The sequence below is a fragment of the Stenotrophomonas sp. AS012628 genome (assembly GCF_010608305.1).
GTDB lineage: Bacteria > Pseudomonadota > Gammaproteobacteria > Xanthomonadales > Xanthomonadaceae > Stenotrophomonas > Stenotrophomonas geniculata.
In genome coordinates, this window is record NZ_VMBJ01000008.1 from 1 (window position 1) to 24,838 (window position 24,838).

Annotated in this window: 21 protein-coding genes; 13 read left to right on the forward strand and 8 right to left on the reverse strand. The window is 65.4% G+C overall.

Annotation, left to right across the window (positions count from 1 at the left end; genetic code table 11):
- The first annotated feature begins 173 nt into the window (after positions 1-173).
- The 4 genes from G5A07_RS05700 (at position 174) to ubiM (ending at position 3,601) form a co-directional block, all read left to right on the forward strand.
- Positions 174-1,337 carry a hypothetical protein gene (locus G5A07_RS05700; protein WP_010486407.1) on the forward strand — a complete coding sequence of 388 codons (1,164 nt, stop codon included), beginning with the start codon at positions 174-176 and terminating at the stop codon, positions 1,335-1,337.
- 58 nt (positions 1,338-1,395) lie between these two features.
- Complete coding sequence (locus G5A07_RS05705; protein WP_049433872.1) at positions 1,396-1,941, forward strand: DUF4019 domain-containing protein; 546 nt, start codon at positions 1,396-1,398, stop codon at positions 1,939-1,941.
- A gap of 11 nt (positions 1,942-1,952) precedes the next feature.
- Positions 1,953-2,342 carry an MAPEG family protein gene (locus G5A07_RS05710; protein WP_010486403.1) on the forward strand — a complete coding sequence of 130 codons (390 nt, stop codon included), beginning with the start codon at positions 1,953-1,955 and terminating at the stop codon, positions 2,340-2,342.
- Positions 2,343-2,422: 80 nt separating this feature from the next.
- Complete coding sequence (gene ubiM / locus G5A07_RS05715) at positions 2,423-3,601, forward strand: 5-demethoxyubiquinol-8 5-hydroxylase UbiM (protein WP_191863002.1); 1,179 nt, start codon at positions 2,423-2,425, stop codon at positions 3,599-3,601.
- Positions 3,602-3,612: 11 nt separating this feature from the next.
- Here the strand turns inward: ubiM and G5A07_RS05720 are convergent, their stop codons facing one another.
- The gene (locus G5A07_RS05720; RefSeq protein ID WP_010486399.1) at positions 3,613-3,834 is read right to left on the reverse strand and encodes an RNA-binding S4 domain-containing protein; all 222 of its coding nucleotides are present in this window, start codon (positions 3,832-3,834) and stop codon (positions 3,613-3,615) included.
- A 267-nt stretch (positions 3,835-4,101) separates the two neighbouring features.
- Here G5A07_RS05720 and G5A07_RS05725 point away from each other — a divergent pair, with 267 nt between their 5' ends.
- From G5A07_RS05725 to G5A07_RS05750, 6 genes are all read left to right on the forward strand, one after another.
- On the forward strand, positions 4,102-6,048 hold the full coding sequence (locus G5A07_RS05725) for a DEAD/DEAH box helicase (RefSeq protein WP_019337605.1): 1,947 nt from the start codon (positions 4,102-4,104) through the stop codon (positions 6,046-6,048).
- Between the two features lie 218 nt (positions 6,049-6,266).
- Positions 6,267-8,690, forward strand: a complete 2,424-nt coding sequence (locus tag G5A07_RS05730) for an EAL domain-containing protein (RefSeq protein ID WP_019337606.1) — start codon at positions 6,267-6,269, stop codon at positions 8,688-8,690.
- Positions 8,691-8,800: 110 nt separating this feature from the next.
- Positions 8,801-10,465 (forward strand): diguanylate cyclase, encoded by a 1,665-nt coding sequence (locus tag G5A07_RS05735; protein ID WP_191863003.1) that lies wholly within the window; start codon positions 8,801-8,803, stop codon positions 10,463-10,465.
- Positions 10,466-10,499: 34 nt separating this feature from the next.
- On the forward strand, positions 10,500-11,222 hold the full coding sequence (locus tag G5A07_RS05740) for a pseudouridine synthase (protein WP_010486389.1): 723 nt from the start codon (positions 10,500-10,502) through the stop codon (positions 11,220-11,222).
- Between the two features lie 116 nt (positions 11,223-11,338).
- Complete coding sequence (locus tag G5A07_RS05745) at positions 11,339-12,409, forward strand: sensor domain-containing diguanylate cyclase (RefSeq protein ID WP_010486387.1); 1,071 nt, start codon at positions 11,339-11,341, stop codon at positions 12,407-12,409.
- A 121-nt stretch (positions 12,410-12,530) separates the two neighbouring features.
- Positions 12,531-13,691 carry an AAA family ATPase gene (locus tag G5A07_RS05750; RefSeq protein ID WP_019337609.1) on the forward strand — a complete coding sequence of 387 codons (1,161 nt, stop codon included), beginning with the start codon at positions 12,531-12,533 and terminating at the stop codon, positions 13,689-13,691.
- A gap of 30 nt (positions 13,692-13,721) precedes the next feature.
- On the opposite strand, the gene G5A07_RS05755 is transcribed toward G5A07_RS05750, so the two are convergent.
- From G5A07_RS05755 to G5A07_RS05765, 3 genes are read right to left on the reverse strand one after another with little or no spacing between them, the layout of a single operon-like run.
- The gene (locus G5A07_RS05755; protein WP_019337610.1) at positions 13,722-14,669 is read right to left on the reverse strand and encodes a DMT family transporter; all 948 of its coding nucleotides are present in this window, start codon (positions 14,667-14,669) and stop codon (positions 13,722-13,724) included.
- Positions 14,670-14,703: 34 nt separating this feature from the next.
- Entirely contained in the window at positions 14,704-15,522 is an 819-nt protein-coding gene (locus G5A07_RS05760) for a DUF72 domain-containing protein (RefSeq protein ID WP_019337611.1), read from the reverse strand.
- Positions 15,519-15,962 (reverse strand): VOC family protein, encoded by a 444-nt coding sequence (locus G5A07_RS05765; RefSeq protein WP_019337612.1) that lies wholly within the window; start codon positions 15,960-15,962, stop codon positions 15,519-15,521. The genes G5A07_RS05760 and G5A07_RS05765 overlap by 4 nt, the downstream gene beginning before the upstream one ends.
- A gap of 110 nt (positions 15,963-16,072) precedes the next feature.
- Here G5A07_RS05765 and G5A07_RS05770 point away from each other — a divergent pair, with 110 nt between their 5' ends.
- Together G5A07_RS05770 and smrA are read left to right on the forward strand one after the other, a co-directional pair.
- Positions 16,073-17,632: a serine hydrolase gene (locus G5A07_RS05770; protein WP_191863004.1), complete on the forward strand. Its 1,560-nt coding sequence runs from the start codon at positions 16,073-16,075 to the stop codon at positions 17,630-17,632.
- 172 nt (positions 17,633-17,804) lie between these two features.
- The gene (gene smrA, locus G5A07_RS05775; RefSeq protein ID WP_109814390.1) at positions 17,805-19,637 is read left to right on the forward strand and encodes a multidrug efflux ABC transporter SmrA; all 1,833 of its coding nucleotides are present in this window, start codon (positions 17,805-17,807) and stop codon (positions 19,635-19,637) included.
- Positions 19,638-19,676: 39 nt separating this feature from the next.
- On the opposite strand, the gene G5A07_RS05780 is transcribed toward smrA, so the two are convergent.
- The 3 genes from G5A07_RS05780 to G5A07_RS05790 form a co-directional block, all read right to left on the reverse strand.
- The gene (locus G5A07_RS05780; protein ID WP_191863005.1) at positions 19,677-20,753 is read right to left on the reverse strand and encodes a TraB/GumN family protein; all 1,077 of its coding nucleotides are present in this window, start codon (positions 20,751-20,753) and stop codon (positions 19,677-19,679) included.
- A 2-nt stretch (positions 20,754-20,755) separates the two neighbouring features.
- Complete coding sequence (locus G5A07_RS05785) at positions 20,756-21,733, reverse strand: hypothetical protein (RefSeq protein ID WP_191863006.1); 978 nt, start codon at positions 21,731-21,733, stop codon at positions 20,756-20,758.
- Between the two features lie 768 nt (positions 21,734-22,501).
- Positions 22,502-22,672: a hypothetical protein gene (locus G5A07_RS05790; protein WP_157999904.1), complete on the reverse strand. Its 171-nt coding sequence runs from the start codon at positions 22,670-22,672 to the stop codon at positions 22,502-22,504.
- A gap of 602 nt (positions 22,673-23,274) precedes the next feature.
- On the opposite strand from G5A07_RS05790, the gene agp reads away from it, so the two are divergent.
- The gene (gene agp, locus G5A07_RS05795; protein ID WP_109814393.1) at positions 23,275-24,444 is read left to right on the forward strand and encodes a bifunctional glucose-1-phosphatase/inositol phosphatase; all 1,170 of its coding nucleotides are present in this window, start codon (positions 23,275-23,277) and stop codon (positions 24,442-24,444) included.
- Between the two features lie 86 nt (positions 24,445-24,530).
- Here agp and G5A07_RS22240 read toward each other — a convergent pair.
- Positions 24,531-24,838, reverse strand: a 308-nt coding sequence (locus G5A07_RS22240; RefSeq protein WP_223107613.1) for a hypothetical protein, incomplete at its 5' end; no start/stop codon positions are given.

Here is a 24,838-nt window from a genome sequence, read left to right on the forward strand (position 1 = left end):
CACCCCTGCCACCGGACCCACCCCGCCTTCGACAGGTTCCTGAGGCTGTTGGTGGGTGTCGATCTTGGTCGACACGCTTTCCCAAGGGTCAGAAGGGGTTCAGTACCACGCGCTGAATGCGCGCCCCGGACGGGTAGACTGTGGCCCTTGCTCCCTTGAAATCCGGTTGCCCGATGTCCGCCAAACTCCGCTGGTTGCCCCTGTTGTGCCTGGCCCTGGCGGGCTGCAGTCAGCTGGAGAATCCGGGCAATGTGACCGCTGCCGACAAGGCGGCGCGGGCTCCCGCCAGCGATGGCGAGAACATGGTGTCGATCAACGCCGCCGATGCGCCACCGCCGCCGGCGCCGCCGCGCAGCCGGGCGGATCGGCCGTGGCCGCAGGCGCAGCTGGAGAACGGGCGTGCGTGGGTCAGCTGCAGCACCGAATATGCCGGTGACGCGGGCGACGGTGTCGAGCTGGAAGGCCTGCAGCGCGAGCAGATCAGCCAGGCGCTGGCGCCCTGCGCCGAACGTGGCCTGATGCGCGTGCGCTACGCCGGCAAGATCAACCCGGGCTTCGCCGAGATGATGTGGCGGTTGGCCGTGGTTGCCGACCAGCAGAAGATCCACAAGCGCATCCTCGACCTGGATTCCAGCGGGGGCCAGGTGGAATCGGCGATCGTCGCCGGTGACAGTATCGGTGAATCCGGCTGGACCATCTGGGTGCGCGAAGGCTCGATCTGCCACAGTGCCTGCGTGTTCGTGCTGGCCGCCGGTGACAACCGCTTGCTGTCAGGCAAGGTTGGCATCCACCGCATGATGCGCATCAGCTCCAAGGCCACCTCGCGCGCAGAACTCAACCGCGAGCTGCACGAGGTCTACGACAACGTAAAGGACTACCTGCAGCGCAACGGCGTGGCGGTGGGCGTGGCTGATCTGATGATGACCGTGCCCAACCGCAGCCTGCGCCTGCTGACCGCGGACGAGCTGCGCCAGTACGGCCTGGATGGCACCAACGCGGTGCAGGACGATCTGGAACGGATCAAGCAGATGCGGGCCTGCGGCGATGATTTCGTGCAGCGCAAGGACGCGTTCCTGATCGCCTTCGACCAGCAGTGCAAGCGCGAAGGCGCCGACATGGAATCGATCAACAGCTGCGGCCAGGCACTGAAGCAGCGCTTCGGTTTCCCGGATGCAGTGTGCCCGGAAGAAAGCCCGCTGTCGGAGATCGACGTGGCGACGCTGCCGCCGGCACCGTCGGAGCCGCCGCCGGTGGCCGAACAGGCGCCGGCAGACTCCGGCACGCCTGCCGCGCAGGCCGATGCCGCCACGGTGGAAGGCAGCGCCAACGCGCGCTGACGAACAGCTCACCGCGCTGGCGTAGACTGCGGTTCTTTCCCGAGAACCGGCGGTGTCCATGAAGCGCGTGCTCCTGCTGCTGTCCCTGCTGCCCCTGACCGCATTGGCGCAGGCACCTGCGCCGGCCACGCCCGCCCCGGCACCCGCGCGCCCGGCACCGGCCTCGCCAGCGGCTGCAAAACCGGCTACCGCCGGCGCTCCGGTGTTGACCGCCGCGCAGCAGGCGCAGGTGCAGAAACAGGACGCGGAAATGGGTGCGGCCGCAGTGAAGGCGGCGCAGCTGGTGGATGCCAACCGCGCAGGCGAATTGTGGGACGGCGCTTCGGCCGTCGCGCGTCGTGCGGTACCGAAGGCCGCCTTCGTCAGCCAGTTGACCACCGAGCGCACGCGCCTGGGAGCGCTGGCCGGGCGTGGCCAGCCGACCATCACCCGGGTCAAATACAGCGCCGGTGCCGCCGTGCCGGAAGGGCTGTACATCAACGTCAGCTTCCCGACCCGTTTCGCCAACAGCGCGCAGCCGGTGCGCGAGCTGGTCTCGTTCCGTTTCGACGAGGACCAGGTGTGGCGCCTGGCCGGTTACAGCCTGCGTGCGTCGGCACCCTGAGGAGATGCATGATGGCAACTGAACTGACGATGCTGGCCTGGTCGGTGCTGCTGGGCTTTGTCTACATTTTCGCCACCTCCACCGTGGTCACCCGCGAGCGCGGGATGAAGTGGAATGCTTCGGCGCGAGATGGCGAAGCGAAGCCGGTCAGCCCGCTGGCCGGTCGCCTGCAGCGGGCCCAGGCCAACTTCCTGGAAACCTTCCCGTTCTTCGCCGCCGCCGCGATCGCAGTGGTCGTGGCTGGGCGCGGCAACGACACCACCGCGCTGGCCGCGCAGGCCTACTTCTGGGCGCGCGTGGCCTACTTGCCGCTGTATGCCGCAGGCGTGCCCTACGTGCGCAGCCTGGTGTGGCTGGTGTCGCTGCTGTCGATCCTGGCGCTGGTGTTCGCGTTGTTGTGACCCGGGCCTGATCCAGATCAAGGCCGGTCAGGTGTGTGGCGCTATGCTGGCCCGGACTGAATCAACGGCAGGAGGCGCGCATGCGCAGGATGGACGTGGTGGTGGTCGGCGCCGGACCAGCAGGCCTGTGCTTCGCGCGCGCGCTGGCCGGCAGCGGGCTGCAGGTCGGGCTGGTCGAAGTGCAGCCGCGCCAAGCCTTGGCCGAAGCCGCCTTCGATGGCCGCGAGATCGCGCTGACCCATGCCTCGCGGCAGAGCATGGAGCAGCTGGGGTTATGGCAGCGCCTGCCGCATGCCGAAGTCGCTGAACTGCGCGATGCCAAGGTGATGAATGGTGGCTCGCCGTTCGCGCTGACCTTCGCCAGCAGCCAGGTCGACGGCCAGCCGCTGGGCTGGCTGGTGCCCAATCATCTGATCCGCCGTGCTGCATGGGATGCCGTGCAGGGCCAGGACGGCCTGGAGCTGTTCGACGGGCGCAAGGTGCAGGGCGTGCAGGCCGATGCACAGGGCCATGTGGTCAAACTCGATGACGGCAGCCAATTGCATGCGCGGCTGCTGGTGGCCGCTGACAGCCGCTTCTCCGCCACCCGCCGCATGCTCGGCATCGGTGCGCAGATGCGCGACTTCGGCAAGTCGATACTGGTGTGCCGCATGCAGGTCGAGCGCGACCATCACCACACTGCCTGGGAATGGTTCGGCTACGGCCGCACGATGGCGCTGCTGCCGCTCAACGAGGGCCAGGCGTCGGCGGTGATCACGCTGCCGCCGCGGCAGATTGAAGAACTGCTGGCAATGGATGAGGTGGCCTTCGGTGAGGCCATCAGCGGTTGCTTCGAACATCGCCTGGGCCGCATGCAGCCGGTGACCACGCCGCAGGCGTATCCGCTGGTAGGTGTGTACGCGCACCGCTTTGTCGGCGAGCGTTCGGCACTGATCGGCGATGCCGCAGTCGGCATGCACCCGGTCACCGCGCATGGCTTCAACCTGGGACTGGCCAGCGCACAGCGGCTGGCGCAGGGCATCGTCGAGCAGCAGCGTCGCGGTGCCGACATTGCCGCGGCCGGCATGCTGGCCAGCTACCAGCGCGGTCACCGGCTGGCGTCGCGGCCGCTGTACGAGGCCACCAATGCGATCGCCAGCCTGTACACCGACGATCGCCGTCCGGCGCGCCTGCTGCGGGCGGCCGGCCTGCGCCTGGCGCAGGGCGTAGCACCGTTCAGGCAGCTGATTGCCTCGCACCTGACCCAGCGCGTGGCCTGAACAGCTTCAGATCAGCCGGCAGCCAGCACCCGGATCTGGCTGTCGGCGAATTCGACCACCTGGCCTGCGCGGATCTTGCAGGCCTTGCGCAGTTCGACTTCGCCATCGACCCGCACCTGGCCGTCACCGATGACCATCTTGGCTTCGCCGCCGCTGGTGACCAGGTCGGCCAGCTTCAGCAACTGCTTGAGTTCGACGTAGTCACCGTCGAGGTCGAATTCGAGAATCTGCATGGAGCGGGTTTCCTGGGAAGGGGCGCGGGCCAGCGGCCGGGCCGGGGAAGAGGGCGCGTATTGTGCGCCAGCACGGGGCATGACGACACGCGCATGGCAAGCTGTACACCTTGTTCAGGATCAATGCGGTATGATTCCGCTCTGAGCGAGTGAAATCTCCTCCAACCGAGCAGCGCCAGGGCACGCGATAAGAAGGGCGCCCAAAGCGCGGACCATCACCTTTTTTATCGCACTGCCAGGAAGACGGCAGTGTCTTCGGAGTTCCCCATGTCCCAAGATTCCCAAGCGCCGCTGCAGTTTGCGCAGCTCGGCCTGTCCGAGCCCGTGATGCAGGCGGTCACCGCCATCGGCTACGAAACCCCGTCGCCGATCCAGGCCGCCACCATCCCGGCGATGCTGGAAGGCCGCGACGTGCTGGGCCAGGCCCAGACCGGCACCGGCAAGACCGCCGCGTTCGCGCTGCCGGTACTGTCCAACATCGACCTGCAGCAGATCAAGCCGCAGGCCCTGATCCTGGCACCGACCCGCGAGCTGGCCATCCAGGTTGCCGAGGCGTTCCAGTCCTATTCGTCGAAGATCCCGGGCTTCCGCGTGCTGCCGGTGTACGGCGGCCAGCCGTACGGCCAGCAGCTGTCGGCCCTGCGCCGTGGTGTGCACATCGTGGTCGGTACCCCCGGCCGCGTGATCGACCACCTGGACCGCAGCACCCTGGACCTGTCCGAGCTGAAAACCCTGGTGCTGGACGAAGCCGATGAAATGCTGCGCATGGGCTTCATCGACGACGTCGAAGCCGTGCTGAAGAAGCTGCCGGAGCAGCGCCAGGTGGCCCTGTTCTCGGCCACCATGCCGCCGCAGATCCGCCGCATCGCGCAGACCTACCTGCAGGACCCGGTGGAAGTGACCATCGCGGCCAAGACCACCACCTCGGCCAACATCCGCCAGCGTTACTGGTGGGTGAGCGGCATGCACAAGCTGGATGCGCTGACCCGCATCCTGGAAGTCGAGCCGTTCGACGCGATGATCATCTTCGCGCGTACCAAGGCCGGCACCGAAGAACTGGCCAGCAAGCTGCAGGCCCGTGGCCTGGCCGCTGCCGCCATCAACGGTGACATGCAGCAGGCCCAGCGTGAGCGCACCATCGCCATGCTGAAGGAAGGCAAGCTGGACATCCTGGTGGCCACCGACGTGGCCGCCCGTGGCCTGGACGTGGAGCGCATCAGCCACGTGCTGAACTACGACATCCCGTACGACACCGAAAGCTACGTGCACCGCATCGGCCGTACCGGCCGTGCCGGCCGCAGCGGCGAGGCGATCCTGTTCGCCACCCCGCGCGAGAAGGGCATGCTGCGCCAGATCGAGCGCGCTACCCGCCAGCCGATCGAAGAGATGCAGCTGCCGAGCGTGGAGGCGGTCAACGACACCCGCATCAACAAGTTCACCTCGCGCATCAGCGAAACCCTCGGCGCCGGTGGCCTGGACTTCTACCGCCAGCTGCTGGAGCGCTTCGAGAACGAGCAGAACGTGCCCGCCATCGAGATCGCCGCCGCGCTGGCAAAGCTGCTGCAGGGTGACACCCCGTTCCTGCTGCAGCCGCCGGTGCGCGCCCCGCGTGAAGAGCGCGCGCCGCGCGAGCGCTTCGACCGTGGCGACCGTCCGGAGCGTGGCGATCGATTCGACCGCAACGAGCGTGGTCCGCGCTTCGAGCGTGGCCCGCGTCGTGACGACGCCGAAGGTGGTTTCGAGCAGCGTCCGCGCCGCGAGGTTCCGCCGCGTGGTGCACCGGAGCAGGGCATGGAGACCTACCGCATTTCGGTGGGCCACCAGCATGGCGTGAAGCCGGCCAACATCGTCGGCGCCATTGCCAACGAAGCCGGACTGGAAAGCCGCTTCATCGGCCGCATCGACATCCACGACGACTTCTCGCTGCTGGACCTGCCGGCGCAGATGCCACCGGACGTGCTGTCGCACCTGCAGAAAGTGTGGGTGTCCGGCCAGCAGCTGCAGATGCGTGCGCTGGCCCCGGGTGAAGACACCAACCCGGCCCCGCGTCCGTTCAAGCCGCGCTTCGACAAGCGTGGTCCGGGCGGCCCGGGTGGCCCGCGTCGTGGCGGCCCGGGTGGTCCGGGTGGCCATGGTGGCGACCGCGGCGGTGACCGCGACAGCCGCCCGCCGCGTCGTGACGGCTTCAAGCCGCGCGGCCCGCGCAGCTTCTAGGCCGCACCCGCAGCCGTCCTGATCAACGCCAGCCTCCGGGCTGGCGTACAGGAAAAGGGGACGGAGGGGATTAAGTCGTAAATGGCAGGCCGCGCGCTTATGCCGAAAACGACTTAATCCCCTCCGTCCCCTTTTTCGCATGGCCCACACATTGCCGGTCATAGGCTGGGCCGGTTCCAAGGGAGGTTGTCACCGCAGCACATTCGGGGGGATCCGGGATGGGTAGAAGTGGCACGGACCAGCAGAGCCGGCGGGTGCCGATGACCCGTGGCCTGGGATTGCGCTTTGCGTTGTTGACGGGCATGGCGATCGGGTTGGTCGCGCTGTCCGCCTTGATCCAGGAGCTGCAGGCGGCCTCCACCGCATGGATCGCCGGCCAGGGCTACTGGTCGCGTGGTCAGCAGGATGCGACCGCCGCACTCAGCCGCTATCTGGCGCGCGGTGATGCCCAGGACCTGGACGACGCGCGCCAGGCGCTGCGGATTCCGTTGGGGGATCTGCAGGCCCGGCTGGCGCTGGAACAGGCGGTACCGGACGAGGAGAAGGCCAGGCAGGGCTTCCTGCAGGGCGGCAACGCGCGCGCCGATATTCCGCGCCTGGTGTTCTCGTTCCGCTATGCACGCGACATCGGTGCATTCCGGGAAGCAAGCACGCTGTGGCGACAGACCGATGATGACCTGTTGGCCGTGCAGCGGCTGGTCGCCGAGCTGCAGTCGGGGCATGCCCAGGGGGCGCTGCCAGTGGCGGACCGCGACCGGTACCTGCAGCAGCTGCGTGATCTGGACCGGCGGTTGCAGGTGCAGGCACAGGCATTTTCCCAGGCGTTGCTGCGCATGGCCACGATGGTGCGGATCGCCACGCTTGTGGTCGGTGGGCTGTCGGTGCTGGCGATCAGCCTGATGGCTGTCGCGCTGGCGCGCCGCGTCGGCAAGGACCTGACCGAGCACGAAAGCCGCTTCCGTGCGGCCTTCTACCAGGCCAATGTCGGCATGCTCAAGCTCGACACCGACGGCAAGGTGATCGAAGCCAACCAGGCGATGGCCGATATCCTCGACTACCGACGCGACGTGCTGCTGCAGATGTCGCTCGGTGATCTGCTGATGGAAGGCGAACTGGTCATCGATGGCGTCGGCCGCATTGACTGGGACCGGCAGCTGCGGCCGAGTGAGCTGCGCTTCTGCCGCCGCGATGGCAGCCTGGTGTGGGGGCGCTGGAGTGGCACCGGCGTGCGCAGCGCGGGAGGTGGCCTGTCGGTGTTTGCGATCATCGAGGATGTCAGCCAGAACCATGCCCTGGCGCGCGAGATCGAACACCACGCCAGCCACGATCCGCTGACCGGCCTGATCAACCGGCGTGAGATCGAGCGGCTGCTGGAACGTTCGCTGCTGCAGGTGCGCAGCGACGGCGGCACGCATGCGCTGTGCTACATCAACCTGGACCACTTCAAGCTGGTCAACGACAGCTTCGGCCACGCCGCCGGTGACCAGATGCTGCGCAGTTTCGCCGACTATCTGGTGGCTGCAGTGCGTGACGGTGACTGGGTCGGCCGCCTGGGCGCCGACGAGTTCGCCGTGTTCCTCGCCCATGCCGGGCAGGACGAGGCCAAGCGGGTGCTGCAGCGGGTGATCCGCAACCTGGGCCAGGCCACGTTCCCGATCAGCGAGGGCAGCCCGCAGCTGAGCTGCAGCATCGGTGTGGTTGAAGTCAGCGCCGACGCCCCCGATGCGAACTGGCTCATGAGTGCTGCCGACAGCGCCTGCTATGCCGCCAAGCAGGCCGGTCGCAACCGGGTGCACTGTTTCAATGAGAACCGCATGGCGCTGGAGGAGCGCCGCCGGGAAGCCGAGCGGTTGCAGGGCGTCAGCCTGGCGATGGCCGAGAACCGCATGCTGCTGTATGCGCAACGCATCGCCCGCGTGGGCGATCCGACCTACCTGCACTACGAAGTGCTGGTGCGCATGCGCGGTACCGACGGCAGCCTGCACCTGCCCGGACAGTTCATGCCGGCAGTGGAGCGCTATGGCATGGCGGTGGCGCTGGATCGTCACGTGCTCGGGCTGCTGTTCCGCCACCTGCAGGTGTGCCCGGCACACGTGCGCCAGCTGGGCCTGTGCAACGTCAACGTCTCTGCGCAGTCGATCGCCGAGCCCGGCTTCCTCGCCTTCGTCTGCGACCTGCTCGAGCGCAACCGCGCGCTGGCCTCCAAGCTGTGCTTCGAGATCACCGAGACTGCGGCGATCAGCAACCTCACCCAGGCCCGTGCATTCATCGATGCGGTCAAGGCGCGGGGCTGCCGGATGGCACTGGATGACTTCGGCTCCGGCCTGTCTTCTTTCGGCTATCTGCGCCAGTTGCCTGCGGACATCCTGAAGATCGACGGCGCCTTCGTGCGGGACATGGATACTGATCCAGTCAGCCACGCCACAGTTCGCGCGATCAGCGAGCTCGGGCGCGAGCTGCAGATGGAAGTGGTGGCCGAGTGGGTGGAGACCGCCGAGGTTGCCGGTGCGCTGACCCGGCTTGGCGTGCAGGGCCTGCAGGGCTATGCCATCGAACGCCCGCAGCCGCTGGAGCGGCTGACCCTGGCCGATCTGCGCCCGGTGCGGCTGGTCGCGGTGAAGGGGCCGCCGGGGGCTGGCTGAACGGCGTGGCGGCGACTTTGGTCTACACGTGCGGCGTACGTCCGGCTGCGATAATGCCGGCCAGGGGCGACGCGCAGTGGGCGCGGGCGTAAGCAACAACAGGATGTGGCGTGGGCGGCAGGCAGTGGCAGTACGGAACGGGAGCGGTGCTGGTCGTACTGCTGGCGTGGTTGGCGACGCCGTGGCCGCTGCAGGCCGCAGCGGTGGAATCGGGGCGCGATTACCTGCTGGTCGGTGGCGCCACCGATGAGCCCACCCCGCATCGTGCGTGCACGCCGCACATGCTGTCGGGCCCGCGCCAGCAGGTGCTGGTGCCGGCTCCGCAGGAAGGCTGGTCGGGCCAGCCACAGGCGCTGGACGTGTTCAATGTCTTTGCCGGCGAAGTGCGGGTACAGCACGGTGACCGCGAAATCTGCGGCAACATGCACGACGCCCGCACCCGTGATTCGCGCTTCCGTGCAGGCATCGGCCTGGTGGCCGTACCGCCGGCCGGCAGCCATGAGCCGTTCCTGGTTTCCTGGCAGACACCGCTGAAGACACGTTGGGTACCGACCCTGCGGCTGGGCGCGCCCAGCCCGGTGCAGCAGAACGACACCGCCCGCCTGCTGATGCGTGCTGCCTGCATCGCCGTGGCGATCGCACTGGCGCTGTCGGCGTTGATGGCCTTCCTGACCACGCGCGATCGCAGCTTCCTGGTTTACGTCGCCGGCACCACGGTACTGGTGCTGTGGCAGGCGATCCTCGGTGGCCTCAGCGGCTACCCGGAACCGTGGCTGCCGGTGGGGGAGCGTGGGGCCTGGTGGCTGCTCTCGCTGACCGCCGCCACGCAGGCGCTGGTACTGCCGGCACTGTGGCGGCTGAACGGCGGTGACCGCGTATGGCCACGGTCGCGGCCGCTGCAGGCGACCGTGCTGTGGGGCCTGGTGGCGCTGGCCGTCCTGGTGCCGTGGCTGCGCTGGGAACAGCTGGCCTGGGTCGCGCAGGGCCTGCAGGTGTCCTATCTGCTGGGGTGTGGCCTGGCGTTGCTGATGGGCGTATGGGCACGTTGGCGTGGCAACCGTTGGTCGCAGGCAGGACTGGCCGCATTGGCACCCATGCTGGTCCTGATCATCGCCGATGCCTGCCGTGCGGAATGGTTGTTGGAGTACCGGGTCGAAGCACTGCAGCTGGCGGTGACCTGGCTGCTGATGATGGCCGCCTATGCCATGAACCAGCGGCTGGGCCGACTGCGCCAGCAGCGCGATGAACTGCGTCAGCTGGCCGAAACCGACGGCCTGACCGGACTGCCGAATCGCCGCGCCGGCCTGCAGCAGCTGGCCCGTCACCTGGCACAGGTCGACCGTGAGCGTGGCCCGCTGGTGATCGGCTTCCTCGACATCGACCTGTTCAAGGACATCAACGACCGCCACGGCCATGCCGTGGGCGACCAGGTACTGGTGGCGGTGGCACGCGCGCTGCGCGCTGCGGTGCGCAGCCAGGACGAAGTGGTGCGGATGGGCGGCGAGGAGTTCCTGCTGCTGATGCCCGGCATGCCGCGCGAGGCGGCATCGGCGCGGCTGGACCGCCTGCGCCAGCGCATCACCGAGGCCGGGCAGGCCCTGCAGGTGCCGGGGCTGGAAGTGACCGCCAGCATCGGCCTGGCGCAGTGGCGGCCTGGCGAGGACGATCTGGCCGGGCTGTTGCGGCGGGCCGACCATGCCATGTACGTGGCCAAGCGCGCCGGCCGCAACCGCGTGTTCGACGGTGAAGAGCTCGATCCGCCCGGCCTGGCATGAAGCGCTGCGAGCGGCGATGCCGGATAATAGGGCGATGACCACCCGACTCAACAAACATATCGCCGACACCGGCTTCTGCTCCCGCCGCGAGGCCGATCGCCTGATCGCCGCCCGCCGGGTCACCGTCAACGGCCATCCGGCCGGCACTGGCGCGGTGGTGGGCGACGAAGACCAGGTGCTGGTCGACGGCCAGCCACTGCGCGCGCGCGTGGCCCGCAAGCCCGGCGCCCGCCGCCATGTCTACATTGCGCTGAACAAGCCGGTGGGTGTCACCTGCACGACCGAAACCTCGGTCAAGGGCAACATCGTCGATTTCGTCGGCCACGAGCAGCGCATCTTCCCGATCGGGCGCCTGGACAAGGAATCCGAAGGCCTGATCCTGATGACCAGCAACGGCGACATCGTCAACCAGATCCTGCGTGCCGAGAACGGCCACCAGAAGGAGTACCTGGTGGCGGTCAACAAGCCGGTTACCGATGAGTTCCTGCGCGGCATGGCGCGCGGTGTGCGCATCCACGACCAGATGACGTTGCCGTGCAAGACCTCGCGCATCGCCAAGTTCGGTTTCCGCATCACCCTGCAGCAGGGCCTGAACCGGCAGATCCGCCTGATGGCCGCCGAATTCGGCTATCGCGTGACCCAGCTGCGCCGCGTGCGCATCGACAACATCAAGATCGGCGCGTTGAAGCCGGGCCAGTGGCGCAACCTGACCGAGCAGGAGCTGCAGGGCCTGTTGCCGAAGCAGCTGGACTGGTAAACGGCCTCTGTAGAGCCGAGCCCTGCTCGGCTGCCCTTTTGTCCGGGTGCAGCCGAGCATGGGCTCGGCTCTACATCGGCTAGACTCCGCAGTGACCTGCCGGAATGTGACGCTGCATGATCAAGCCCGACAAGCCTGCCAATGAAGCCCTTCGGCTCGAGGCGCTGTACCGCTACCGGATCCTTGATTCGCAGCGCGAAAAATCATTCGACGACCTGGTGGCGATCGCCAAGGCGGTCTGCGGTACCTCGATGGCGGCGGTGACCCTGATCGATGTCGAGCGGCAGTGGTTCAAGTCGATCCAGGGCATCGACGCGGCGGAGAACCTGCGCAGCGAATCGATGTGTGGCCATGCCATCCTGCAGCCGCAGGAAATCATGGTGGTCGAGGACGCGTTGCAGGACATCCGCTTCCACGACAACCCGGTGGTGACCGGTGACCCGCACATCCGCTTCTACGCCGGTGCGCCACTGATCAGTTCCGATGGCCTGCCACTGGGTACGTTGTGCGTGTTCGATGCACATCCGCAGCACCTGCCCAGCGACAAGGCCGAGGCACTGGCCGCTCTGTCACGGCAGGTGATGCTGGTGATGGAGCTGCGCCGTTTCGCGCTCGACATCCAGAAGCACATGCTGGAACGCGATGACTACGAGCGCCTGCTGTCGGAGTACCAGGACGTACTGCTGGCGCAGAATGCCGACCTGGCCGAGCAGAGCCGCACCGATGCGTTGACCGGACTGCCCAACCGCCGCGCGATGGCGGCGGCACTGGAAGAGGCGGTGGCGGAGATCGATGGGCAGCCGGGACTGGCCTGCGTGGCCTTGCTGGACATCGATCACTTCAAGCACATCAACGATTTCCAGGGCCACGCCACCGGCGACCGGGTGCTGGCCGAGCTGGGCGTGCTGCTGCGCTCGCACTTTGCCGGCCGTGGCATGGCCGCGCGCTATGGCGGCGAGGAGTTCGTGGCGGTGATGCCGGGCACCGATCTGCACACGGCCGAACTGCAATGCGAGTTCCTGCGCCTGGCCGTGGCAGACCTTCCGCTGGGTTTCCCGGTCACGATCAGCATCGGCGTTGCCCAGCACCAGGCAGGTGAAAGCGTGGATGACATGCTGGCGCGCGCCGACAAGGCGCTGTACCGGGCCAAGGGCAACGGTCGCAACCGGGTGGAACGGGCGGGCTGAGCCCTGCATGCAGTAGGTCCACGCCATGCGTGGATGATTTTGCCGATGGGATAACGCCGTGTCGCGGCCTGTGCGATTGTGCCCGGCGAATATGCCGTTCCTGTTCCCACGGACGCCGACCATGCTGCAGACCCTGGCCATCGCCCACTATCGTTCGCTGCACGGGCTGGTCCTGCCGCTGCAGCAGTTGAACGTGGTGACCGGTGACAACGGCAGTGGCAAGTCCAGCCTGTACCGCGCGCTGCGCCTGCTGGCGGAGACCGCACAGGGCGGCGTTGCGGCGGTGCTGGCCCGCGAAGGAGGGCTGGGTTCGGCGCTGTGGGCCGGCCCCGAATCCATCGATCGCCGGGTCGCGGCCGGCGAGATCCCGCTGCAGGGTGGCCCTCGGCAGGCATCGGTGGGATTGAAGCTCGGCTTCACCACCGACGAATTCGGCTATGCCATCGACCTGGGCTACCCGCCGCCCAGCCATTCGGCGTTTGCGCTGGATCCGCAGATCAAGGTGGAGGCGATCTGGGCCGGGCCGTTCCTGCGCAGCGCCAACCTGCTGGTTGATCGCCGTGGGGCAATGGTGCGGCAACGTCATGCGCGCGGCTGGGATCTCGTGGATGACCGGTTGTCGCTGTTCGACAGCCTGTTCACCCAGGTCGGCGATCCGCAGCGCATGCCGGAAACCATCGCCTTGCGTGAGTACATCCGTCGCTGGCGCTTCTACGACCATTTCCGCAGCGATGCCGATGCCCCGGCGCGACAACCGGCGATGGCCACGCGCACGCCGGTGCTGCATCACGACGGCCGGGATCTGGCGGCAGCCTGGGTGACCATTCTCGAAATCGGAGATCCGGTCGCGTTGGCACGCAGCGTTGACGATGCGTTCCCCGGCGCCACGGTCGGCTTCGAAGAGCTGGACGGTCGACTGGCCCTGCGCTTCCACCAGCCGGGGTTGCTGCGGCCGTTGTCGATGGCCGAACTGTCCGACGGTACGCTGCGCTTCCTGCTGCTGGCTGCTGCGCTACACACGCCACGCCCGCCGCCGCTGCTGGTGCTCAACGAGCCGGAGACCAGCCTGCATCCGGACCTGCTGCCGGCGCTGGCGCGGCTGATCATCGCGGCCAGTGCGCGCAGCCAGGTGTGGGTGGTGTCACACGCCAGCCGCTTGATCGCAGCACTGGAGCAAGCGCCCGGCTGTCATTCGCTGCACCTGCACAAGGAACAGGGCCGCACGCTGCTGAGCGGGCAGGGCCTGCTGGATGCGCCGGCATGGCACTGGCCGCAGCGTTGATACGGCCATCCACGCCCTGCGTGGACGCGCTCAATCGGCGATGTTGCGTGCCTCGGCCGTGCCAAGGATTTCCGGATGCTGCACCGGCTTGCGGCGGTTCAGCAGCGGATGCAGGAACACCGCGCCGACGATGATCGCCACGCCCAGGTAGAACCACGGGGTAACCTCGTGCTGCTCGCGCAGCAGCACCACCGCCAGCACCACCGCATAGACCGGTTCCAGGTTGGTCACCAGCTGCACCGTGTAGGCGCTCAGGTGGCGCAGCGCGACCAGGGCCAGGGCGAACGGCAGCAGCGTGCAGAACCCAGCCAGGACCAGCAGCAGGATGCCGTCGTGCAGGCCCGGAACCACCCACAGCGGGCTGGCCAGCGCCGGCAGCAGGTAGGGCATCAGCGGTGCCAGCAGGGTCAGGGTGAGGGTGCCCGCACCCAGCTCCAGTGCGGTGACCGTGAGCGGATCCGCGTGGCTGACCATGCGCTTGTTGAGCGAGCCGAACACTGCCACCAGCAGCGCCGAGATCGCGCCGATCAACACCCCGAGGCGCATGCCATCGGGCACGCCGCCGACCACCAGCGCAACACCCGGCAGCACCGCCAGGCCGAACGCCAGTTCACGCAGCTGGAACGGCCGCTTGGCCACCCATGGCTCGATGATCGAGGTGAACACCGGCGCCAGCGCGATGCAGGTGGCGGCCACCGAGGCATTGGCCAGCTTCACCGCACCGTAGAACGTCAGCCAGTGCAGGGCGACCAGCGCGCCGATGCCGGCGTAGCCGGCCACCAGCCGCAGGGGCAGGGTACGCAGTCCGCGCCACACCCGTGGCAGCAGGGCCAGCATCGCCGTCACCAGCAGCATGCGCCACCATACCAGCGGCAATGCGGGCAGGGTGATCAGCTTGCCGAGGATGGCGGTGATGCCCCACAGCAGGACACAGAAATGAATCTGCCACAGCGCTTTGCGGGTGTCGGGTGTGCTCATCTGCCTATTGTGAGGCAAGGCGAACGTCGCAGCGCTACCCGCGTGTGGAATGACTGCTCTGGTCAACCTGCCGCTGCAGCGCCATCGCTGCCGCCGGGTTGCGCGCCTTGCCTGCGCCGATGCACAGGAGGTAGACCTCGCGCGGGCTTTCAGGGGCGGGCCCTGCCAGGCAGGGCAGGTCGTCCACCGGCTCGCCGCGCGACCAGCGGCGTGCGCGTTCGGCCCAGCGCTGCTGCACGGATGCTGGCAGGCCCTCGTTCAAGCGGGCCTGGCTGCGCTTGATCCGCGCGTAGACGAAGCCGGCACTGACATCGCCACGCAATGGCGCCTCGTCGCTGTCCTCGATCACCACGGCCACGCCATGCGCGCGTGCGGCGGTAACCAGTGCCGGGCCATGCGCCTCGGCATTGCGGACTTCCAGGGCGTGCTGCAGCGGCACGCCGCCCAGCTGCTTGGGCAGCTGCGCCATCAGCCGTTCCAGCGCTTCGGCGTCGGCCGGATGCCGCGGATCGAACTGCCACAGCAGGGGGCCCAGCCGGTCGCCGAGTGCGAGTGCGGCCTGCAGGAAGGGCGCGGCTGCCTCCACCGTGCTGGACAGGTCGCGGCGCTGCACCAGGTAGCGTGGTGCCTTCATCGAAAACCGGAAGCCTTCCGGCGTCTGCGCGGCCCACTGCGCGCACTGTGCTGCGGTGGGCGTGCGGTAGAAGGTGCCGTTGATTTCGATGCAGCGCAGGGCCCGGCTGGCATGGGCCAGTTCTTCACGCTGCGGCAGGCCCACGGGGTAGAAAACGCCGCCGCGCCATTCGGGAAACACCCAGCCGCCGATGCCGCAGCGGATCGCTGCGGCGGTCACTGGTCGTGGTCCGCGCGCCACGGATCGTAGCTGCCGAACCACCACAGGTAGCCTTCCGGATCGGCGCAGGCATAGCCACGGCCGCCGTAGTCCTGGTCGGCGATGTCGATGACGATGCGGGCGCCTGCGGCCTTGGCCCGGGCGTAATGGGCGTCGGCATCGGTGACGATCACGCAGGCACTCTGGGTCTGGCGGCCGCCCACCTCGTCCGGCATCGCGGCATGCTGGCTCCAGGCGCTTTCCCTGTCGGCCGAGCCGAGCATGATCATGCCGCTGCCGAAGGTCAGCTGCGCATGGAACACCGTATCGCCATCGGCGTAGACAGCCTGGGCATGGAAGCCGAAGGCGCGCTGCAGCCAGTCGATGGCGGCCTGCGCGTCGCGATAGCGCAGGCACGGAATGATGGTGGAGCCGTTGCTCGGTTGGCCGTTCCCGCCCATGACACCCCTCCTATGGCACAGGGCAGGGTGCGCCGCAGAACGTTACCATCCCGCGAAACCCCGGTGACGGCCTGCACATGGCCGCCACCCCTGTTCGGAGATCGTGCTGGATGAAACCCTGGATTGGAGGAGCCGTGCTGCTGGCGTGCACGACCATGGCGAGTGCTGCCACCCCGGCGCAGCTGCAGGACCTGGATGCGACCGTCGAGCGCGTGCGCGCGCAGTTCGACGTGCCCGGCATTGCCGTGGCGGTGGTCAAGGATGGCGAGGTGGTGCTGGAGCGCGGCTGGGGCGTGCGCGAGCAGGGCAAGCCGGAACCGGTGCAGGCCGATACGCTGTTCGCCATTGCTTCCAACACCAAGGCGTTCACCGCCACCTCGCTGAACCTGTTGGCCGAGGACGGCAAGCTGAAGATGGACGACAAGGTGATCGACCACCTGCCGTCGTTCCGCATGTCCGACCCGTTCGTGACCGGGCAGATGACGATCCGTGACCTGCTGTCCCACCGCAGTGGCCTGAGCCTGGGCGCTGGTGACCTGCTGTTCTGGCCGACCACGTCCTACAGCAATGCCGAAGTGGTGGAGCGGTTGGGCAGAGTGCCGCTGAAGGGCGGTTTCCGCGAAAGCTATGCCTACGACAACATCCTGTACGCGGTCGCCCAGCAGGTGATCGAGCATGTCTCTGGCATGAGTTACCAGCAGTTCCTGCAGACCCGCATCTTCGACAAGGTGGGCATGGCCGGCACGCGCTACAACGCCGATCACCTGAAGCCCGGCGACAAGGCCGCGGTCGGCCACGCCAAGTACGATTTCAAGGACCTGCGCACCGTTGCGCCGCTGACATGGTCGAACAACGCCGGCGCCGGTGGCATCTATTCCAGCGCGCATGACATGGCGCGCTGGATGAAGGTGCAGCTGGCCGAAGGCAAACTGGCCGATGGCACGCCGCTGTTCAGTGAAAAGAGCCAGCAGCAGATGTGGCGGATGATCACCCCGCAGTCGATCCCGGCGCCGAGCGTGCCGGAGCTGGCACCGGCGCGAGCCAATTTCGCCGGCTATGGCGAAGGCTGGAGCCTGAGCGATTACCGTGGGCAGAAGCTGGTCTGGCACACCGGTGGCTGGCCGGGCATGGTCTCGCGGCTGACCCTGGTGCCGGGCGAGAAGCTGGGCGTGGTGGTGCTGACCAACCAGGAAGTGGGCGCGGCGTTCAATGCGATCACCCTGAGCGTGCTCGATGCCTATCTGGGCGGCGGGAAGCACGACTGGGTGGACGCCTATGCCAAGGCCGTGGCCAAGGGCCAGGACAAGGCCGACGAAGCCTGGGCCAAGCACCAGAGCGCGCGCGACAAGGGCAGCAAGCCGTCGCTGGCACTGGCCGGCTACACCGGCACCTTCCGTGACCGCTGGTATGGCGACATGCAGATCAGTGCCGAGGGCAAGGGCCTGCGCCTGCGTTTCATGAAGACCGCGCAGCTGAGCGGGCGCCTGGAGCACTGGCAGCACGACACCTTCATCGTGCGCTGGGACGACCGTTCGCTCAACGCCGACGCGTTCGTGAACTTCAGCCTGGACCCGGACGGCAAGGCACGCGAGGTGCGCATGCAGTCGATCTCCGACCTGACCGATTTCAGCTTCGATTTCCAGGACCTGCTGTTCACCCCGGCAACGTAACCCGATGCGGCCCACATGATCGGTAGCGCCGGGCCATGCCCGGCGAGCGCGCAGCGCGGTTGCAAGGGGAATCGCCGGGCATGGCCCGGCGCTACCAGAACCGGGGCATCATCGGCTGGCGTACACATCCGGCGTGGGATACTTCGCCGCTTGCAAGAGGCGAGGGAATGCAATGTTCCGTTGGTTTGAATCCCTGATTCCGGTGTTCCCGCCCGTGGACGGGCGCATGCCGCCGCGCAAGGTGCTGCCGTTCTACCTGCACTACCTGCGCCCGGTGTGGCCAGTGCTGCTGGCGACCCTGATCGCCGGCCTGCTGCTGGCGCTGGTGGAAGTGGCGATGTTCGATTACCTGGGCCGCATCGTCGACATGGTCGCCGAGCAGCCGGGTGCCGGCTTCTTCAAGCGCCACGCCAATGAACTGGGCTGGATGCTGTTCATCACGGTCATCGCGCGGCCGATCCTGGTCGGCCTGCACAACCTGCTGGTGAACCAGGCGATCGTGCCCGGCCTGAGCAACCGCTCGCGCTGGCTGATGCACAACTACGTGGTGCGGCAGAGCCTGAGCTTCTTCCAGAACGACTTTGCTGGCAGCGTGGCCAACCGGGTGATGCAGACCGGTACCTCGTTGCGCGAGTCGGCGGTGCAGATGGTCGATTCGCTCTGGTACATCGTGGTCTACACCGGCACCGCGCTGTACCTGTTCGCGCAGGCCGACTGGCGGCTGATGGTGCCGCTGATCCTGTGGCTGCTGGCCTACGTGGTGATCATGGTCTACTTCGTGCCGCGCGCGAAGGAGCGGGCCTGGATCGCCTCGGAAGCACGTTCGAAGGCAATGGGCCGCATCGTCGATGGCTACACCAACATTCCCACGCTGAAACTGTTCGCCCATGGCGGGCGCGAGCAGGCCTACGTGGCCGAGTCGATCCAGGAGCTGGCAGTCAAGCACCGCGCGCAGACCCGGGTGACCACCGGCATGGACCTGACCATCGCCATCGTCAATGGTTTCCTGATTGCCGGTACCTGTGGCCTGGCCCTGTGGCTGTGGAATGGCGGCCACATCACTGTCGGCGCGATCACGCTCGCGACCGGCCTGGTGATCCGCATCCACAACATGTCCGGCTGGATCATGTGGACCATCAACGGCATCTTCGAGGACATCGGTACGGTGCAGGATGGCATCACCACCATTGCCCAGCCGCTGACCGTGCAGGACCGCGAGGACGCGGTGCCGTTGCAGGTGACCCGCGGTGGCGTGCACTTCCAGGACATCCACTTCCACTACGGCAAGAAGGGCGGCGTGATCGCAGGCCTCGACCTGGTGGTGAAGCCGGGCGAGAAAATCGGCCTGGTGGGTCCTTCCGGTGCCGGCAAGTCGACCCTGGTCAACGTGCTGCTGCGCCTGTACGACCTGGAAAGCGGCCGCATCCTGATCGACGACCAGGACATTGCCTACGTCACTCAGGAAAGCCTGCGCCAGCAGATCGGCGTGGTCACCCAGGATACCTCGCTCCTGCATCGCTCGATCCGCGACAACCTGCTGTACGGCCGCCCGGATGCGACTGATGAGCAGCTGCGTGCAGCCGTAGCCAAGGCACGTGCCGAAGCCTTCATCGATACGCTGGTGGACGGGCAGGGGCGTCGTGGCTACGACGCGCATGTGGGCGAGCGTGGCGTGAAGTTGTCCGGTGGCCAGCGCCAGCGCATCGCCATTGCCCGCGTGCTGCTGAAGGATGCACCGATCCTGGTGCTGGACGAAGCGACTTCGGCGCTGGATTCGGAAGTGGAAGCAGCGATCCAGGACAGCCTGGACCAGTTGATGGGAGGCAAGACGGTGATCGCCATCGCGCACCGGCTGTCGACCATCGCGCGCATGGACCGGCTGGTGGTGATGGACCAGGGCCGCATCGTCGAGACCGGCACCCATGCCGAGCTGATTGCTGCCGGTGGCCTGTATGCGCGCTTGTGGGCGCGGCAGACCGGTGGCTTTGTGGCTGCCGATCAGTGACTTCGATGTGACCGCGTTGCAAGGTGCCAAGTTACATCGTCACCCGTCCGGATGATTTGAGGTTTCACTTGCTCCGAAGTTTGGAGGTCGCGGCTGATCGCCAAAGAACACCCTGGCATCGGGGATGTATCCCTCGTCCAGGAGTACCGCGGCCATGCCTCTTGAATGCAGAAGATCATCCAAGGGCAGAGTGGTGAAAACCGTACTGTGCCGCGAAGTAGTTGAGCGGAGCACTGCAACCCAGTGAGTTCGTCTCTGGATATCAAGGTCAATATTCATCGTTGTGGCGATCGCGTCGTTGGTCAGACGAGCCCAGCACCGGGAGGGCGATGGAGGGGCATGCAGGAGCGCGCCCGATTCAATATCTCCCTCTGCCCACGCATGACCTAGCTCATCTAGGTTATCGAGCCAGGGCCGCAGGCTTGATGTGGCATCCGAGAAGCATTTGCGGTCTTTCACGGAGTCAATGTGAAAATTCTGGATAGTTTCCCTGCCCCCTCTTACCCGCATCGGGAAGCGGGCGTTGATCATCGGGATCCCATGATCGCGGGCCATGCGGTCAATGGCTCGAGAAAGTGGCTCACCGGCTCGGGCTCCACTGAATTGCAGTGCAGCATCATGAATTTTCCAAGCCGCGTACATTGGGCGCATCCTCTCAATGCTCGCGTCATGCAGGCCATAGAGAATCTTGAGATCGCTCAATCGCGTGTACTCTTCTTCGGTGAGCTCGTCACGAAGCGTTCTTCTACCTGAAAGGAACTTGAGCTTGCGGATGGCGGGCCACAGAATGAGGCTGCGAAATACCCCGCCATCGTGCTCCACGGTCACGCCCGGAGGGCTCAGAATTGCATCAGACGTCGAGATTGCTGCTTCAACGCTGCGAGTATCGATGGATAGGCTCTTTCTTAGGGGTTGAATCGTGCCCAGTACAATCAGCGTTGAAGAGCCTTTTCTGAACTGCCAGATGCGCGGGCCGGGGGCTGAGTGGACCGCGTGGATCGCAGGAAGATGAGTTGCATCGGCATTCTCTTGATCCGTTGCGTATCCATTGATGGGCGCCATCGCCATCAGGGCGATGGCCGCCAAGGTAATGGAAGGAGAATGAAATCTATCCATGTTCAATCCAGGCATGCCGTATAACGCGTGTGTGGCTTGGTCCGCGGGTCATTGGAGAACATGTGCCAAGCTTCATCGATTGTTTCGGGGTGGAACATCGGGAACTTGGAGGATTTCATGAAGTGTTGCCTGATGTACTGCCAATAGATGGCCTGAGGTCCCATTGCACGCTCAAGGAAACGATAGACTTCAGCCATCGTCCAGTAGTCAGCTACTTCAGATGGAAGCGATGCTCGCGTCTGTATAGGCTCGATGGCATCTCCGAAAGTAATAGTTGCTCGAAGATCCCGGTCAACGACGGAGATGGCTGGCAATATGCAACTTCCGGTTTTGCGCGCCATTGCGGCGGTTCCCAGCATGATGTCCAAGGGGCGCCCCAAAAATGGAATGCAATAGGTTTCTTCGCGAAAGCGGTGGACATCGGTCATCATGATGACTGCAGCTCTATTTTTCAGTGCGCGAAGCGCTATGCCTATCCCTCTGGCATTCGAGTGGATGATGCTCGCGCGGCATCCGGCGTGATTGAAGAGCCGGTGGTACAGGTCGTCGAACAATTCGTTGCCTGCATGGTTCTTTGGGTCGCCATAGAAGATGTAGATGTCACGCAGATGGCGAATGTGCTCCATCAGACGGACCGCAGACAGGATATAGTGGCCGTGATGCGGCAGTGCGATCACAACTCCCCTGTCGGCAGGGAGCTTTCCATCGATTGAGGAGTAGTCGGAACGGTCGATGCTGTGGACCGCCTCCAACAGTGACGGGCGGCAAAGGTCAGCCAACTGGGAGCTGATGGAGGCTTTCGATTGATACCAGCTGTAGTAGGAATCCATATCGAGTCCGCTGACTTCGCATGCGGAGAGGATGGCTTTCCTTTCCCTATCGGAAAGGGTCAATCCAAGCTGTTGCTCTGTCTGGACGCTGTGCCGAAAGGTGGCCTCCGGGGCAGGCTGACGACTCTCATGTGCTTGACTTTCGTGCATCCTGGACCTCCTTTGCTCGCTGCGATGCGCGGTAGAGGTTCTTGAGTTGTCCATGGAGCCAATCGAAATGCTTGGGATTGAAGTCAGGATGCTTCCAGTACATGTGCATCAGAGCTGAGTGAAAGACACGCTGACGGAATCTGCTCTCGGCTAGCCGTGTAGCAGGCCATCGCTTTGTCTGAACTGGTTGCGCGAGCCAGTCTCCTCCAAGCTTCTGGTTGGAATCCAGATGGTTCGAAATAGTGCGCAGAACGGAAGTGATGGGTGAGCAGGGTGGCAATGTGATCGTGTCATCGCATGTGCCTGTCATGATTTGAAATTCGTGGATGCTGTTGAGGACTCCTTCCACCAGAGGCAGGTAGCGCTGCTGCCCGTGGTGGGACGTCAAGACAGGAGCGTCAAGGCTGGATGTAAGCTGGTCACTGAACGCGATAATGGTGTGAATTCCCGCGTCACCCTCCAGTTTGCGAAGCGCGTCGGATGGCGTTGTCGAGTAAGCGGGATCTGTGCCAATTATCTCGGTGATCAATCCCCTTCTGCGGAGTTCGATAGCGCGATTAATATTGGATCGAGTCGTCGCGGCAATGATTGCGGTCGATGATGATGTGTCGTTTGGCAAGGGGAATGTTCCATCGCATCGCATGCGGCTTTGTTCTGGGCTTTGTGCTATTCGGCTCATGCCGTCATGACTGCGAGTCATCGTGATTCTGATCCTGTTTGATAGTGTTGATGACACGCATCCACGCCGCGTGCCATCAACGGAGTCTGTCAGCGCTCTTCGTAATTGTTCGATCCGCAGCAGTCACTGCTGAATGCGGCTACTTTGATTTCGTCCGCCTCGGTTTCAAACACTGCGTCGAGGGATCTTGCATTTGCGCTGGATGATTTCATCCATGCGGCGACGGCGTTTGGATCTGAAATGGTTGCGGATGCGTGCATGACGTATTTCCTTTTATAGGTGTGTGTTGATGACCAGGGCACATCCCTTGGTCGGCATCAAGAATGCGCCGTCCGTATGGCTACTTGCTGTCAGTGGTAGCGGGTTCGCTGCGTAGGACTTCTCTTCTAATTTCTGCATCAGTCTCGTAGTCGAGCACGCTGCTCTGCGCGTTGTGTCCGTGGCTTGTTCTGATGCGTGGAGCTTCTCTTGAATGTCGGGGCCGGGGATGTAGCGCAGGGCGGCGTCGAGATCCTGGATCGGTTCGGCGCTCGCGTGTATCAATCAGACGAGGACGTGACTCAGGGAGCATCCTCGAGTGGGAGGCGATCACTGGATATTTCACGACTGGATGCGTTTGCATCGCGTGTCGGGGAGGTCATGGGTTGACGGTGCTACCATCCCCATTCGGTAGCTCGGAGAACGGTCTGTTCACCGTTTTGACATTGCCGTGCCGACCGTTGATCAGCAGACATGGGCTCGAGACTCTATCTGCACTATAGGAGCAGTGATGCAGGTTCAATCGTGCTCAAAGACTCGGATGCACTTCCGTATCTTTCGTTGCCTATCGCTGGTGACGAGCCTTGTGACCGCTGTTCCAGCCATGGCGGACAATGGCGAGGTGAGCGGAACACGTGAGGGCTCACTTGAGCAGGTCATCCTGCTCAGCCGCCACAACCTGCGCGCGCCGGTGGTGGCGTCGGGCGAGCTGGCCAATGCCACTCCGGAGCGCTGGCCAGGCTGGGACGTGGGCGCAGGCGAGCTCACCACCAAAGGCGGCGTGCTGGAGGTCTACATGGGCCGTTACATGGGCCAGTGGCTGCGTCAGGCGCAGCTGTTGCCGGCTTCGGGTTGCCCGCAGCTGGCTGACTTCCACGCCCATGCCAACAGCCTTCAGCGCACCCAGGCCACCGCGCAGTTCTTCGTTGCCGGTGCCTTCCCGGGCTGTCATGTCGCAGTCGAGCAGCGCATGACGCTGGGCACGATGGATCCGTTGTTCAATCCGGTGATCCACAACAGAGACACGGTCTTCCGCGAGCGCGCACTGTCGGCAATGCAGCGAGCGCTGGCCGCATCGGGACTGGCACCGGCACTGTCCGTGGTGGAGCAGATCACCCGCTACCCGCAGTCGGCGGCCTGTGCGGGGCACAGCGAGTGCCATCTGATGCTGGCCGACACGATCTTCAATGCGGAACCGGGCAAGGAACCACGCGCGTCCGGTTCGCTGGCCCTGGCCAGCGGGTTGGTCGATGCCTTGTTGATGGAGCACTACCAGGGCAGTGGCGTCCCCCGCGAAGGCTGGGGCCGGTTGACCACCGAGGCGCAATGGCAGGCGCTGGCGCAGATCCGCAATCGCTACCAGGACATCCTGTTCGGAACGCCCGAAGTGGCGCGCGATGTGGCCGCTCCGCTGCTGGCAAGAGTGAATGCGTTGTTCGAGGACCCGGCATCGCCAAAGGTGAGCCTGCTGGTCGGCCACGATTCCAACATCGGTTCGGTGCTGGTGGCGTTGGGAATCACGGACTACAGCCTGCCGGGGCAGTACGAGAAGACGCCGATCGGCGGCCTGCTGCAGTTCGAGCGCTGGCGTGATCGTGGGGCCGGTGAAGTGCGTTACCGGTTGGTGTATGTCTATCCCACGCGCGAGCAGCTACGTGGTGCGATCCCGTTGACCGACGCACAGCCGCCGGGCCGGGTGGAGCTGATGCTGCCGGGCTGCGCGCAGTCGGGTTGCAGTGAAGCGCAGTTCAACAACCTGTTGCATTCACCTTGAATCCGGGATGGATGGCGGCGTCGCAGTGTGATGAGACGGAAGCAGCTTCGCGCCCCTTATGCTCGGATTCGAGTAGTCTCCAGCAATCAACCAAGCGATCCCGGTGAATCATGAACATCACGGACTTTCTTGTAATGGACGGCGATGGAGATGAAATATGGGCCGACCCCCATGGCAGCAACATTGCCTTTACGTGTTTTGATTGTGGATATCCGGTGGTGGCTGATGCCTCGGAGAACCAACGTGGGAGCGATGAGGATTGTCCCGCTGCCTGCCGCGGGTGTGGTGTGGAGTACTTCCTCGATTTGAGACTGGACTCGAGGAAGCTGTATATCCACATCGTCTGATTGAGTGGCGGCAGAAGCGGTGCGAACCAAGGTTCGCACCCACCAGG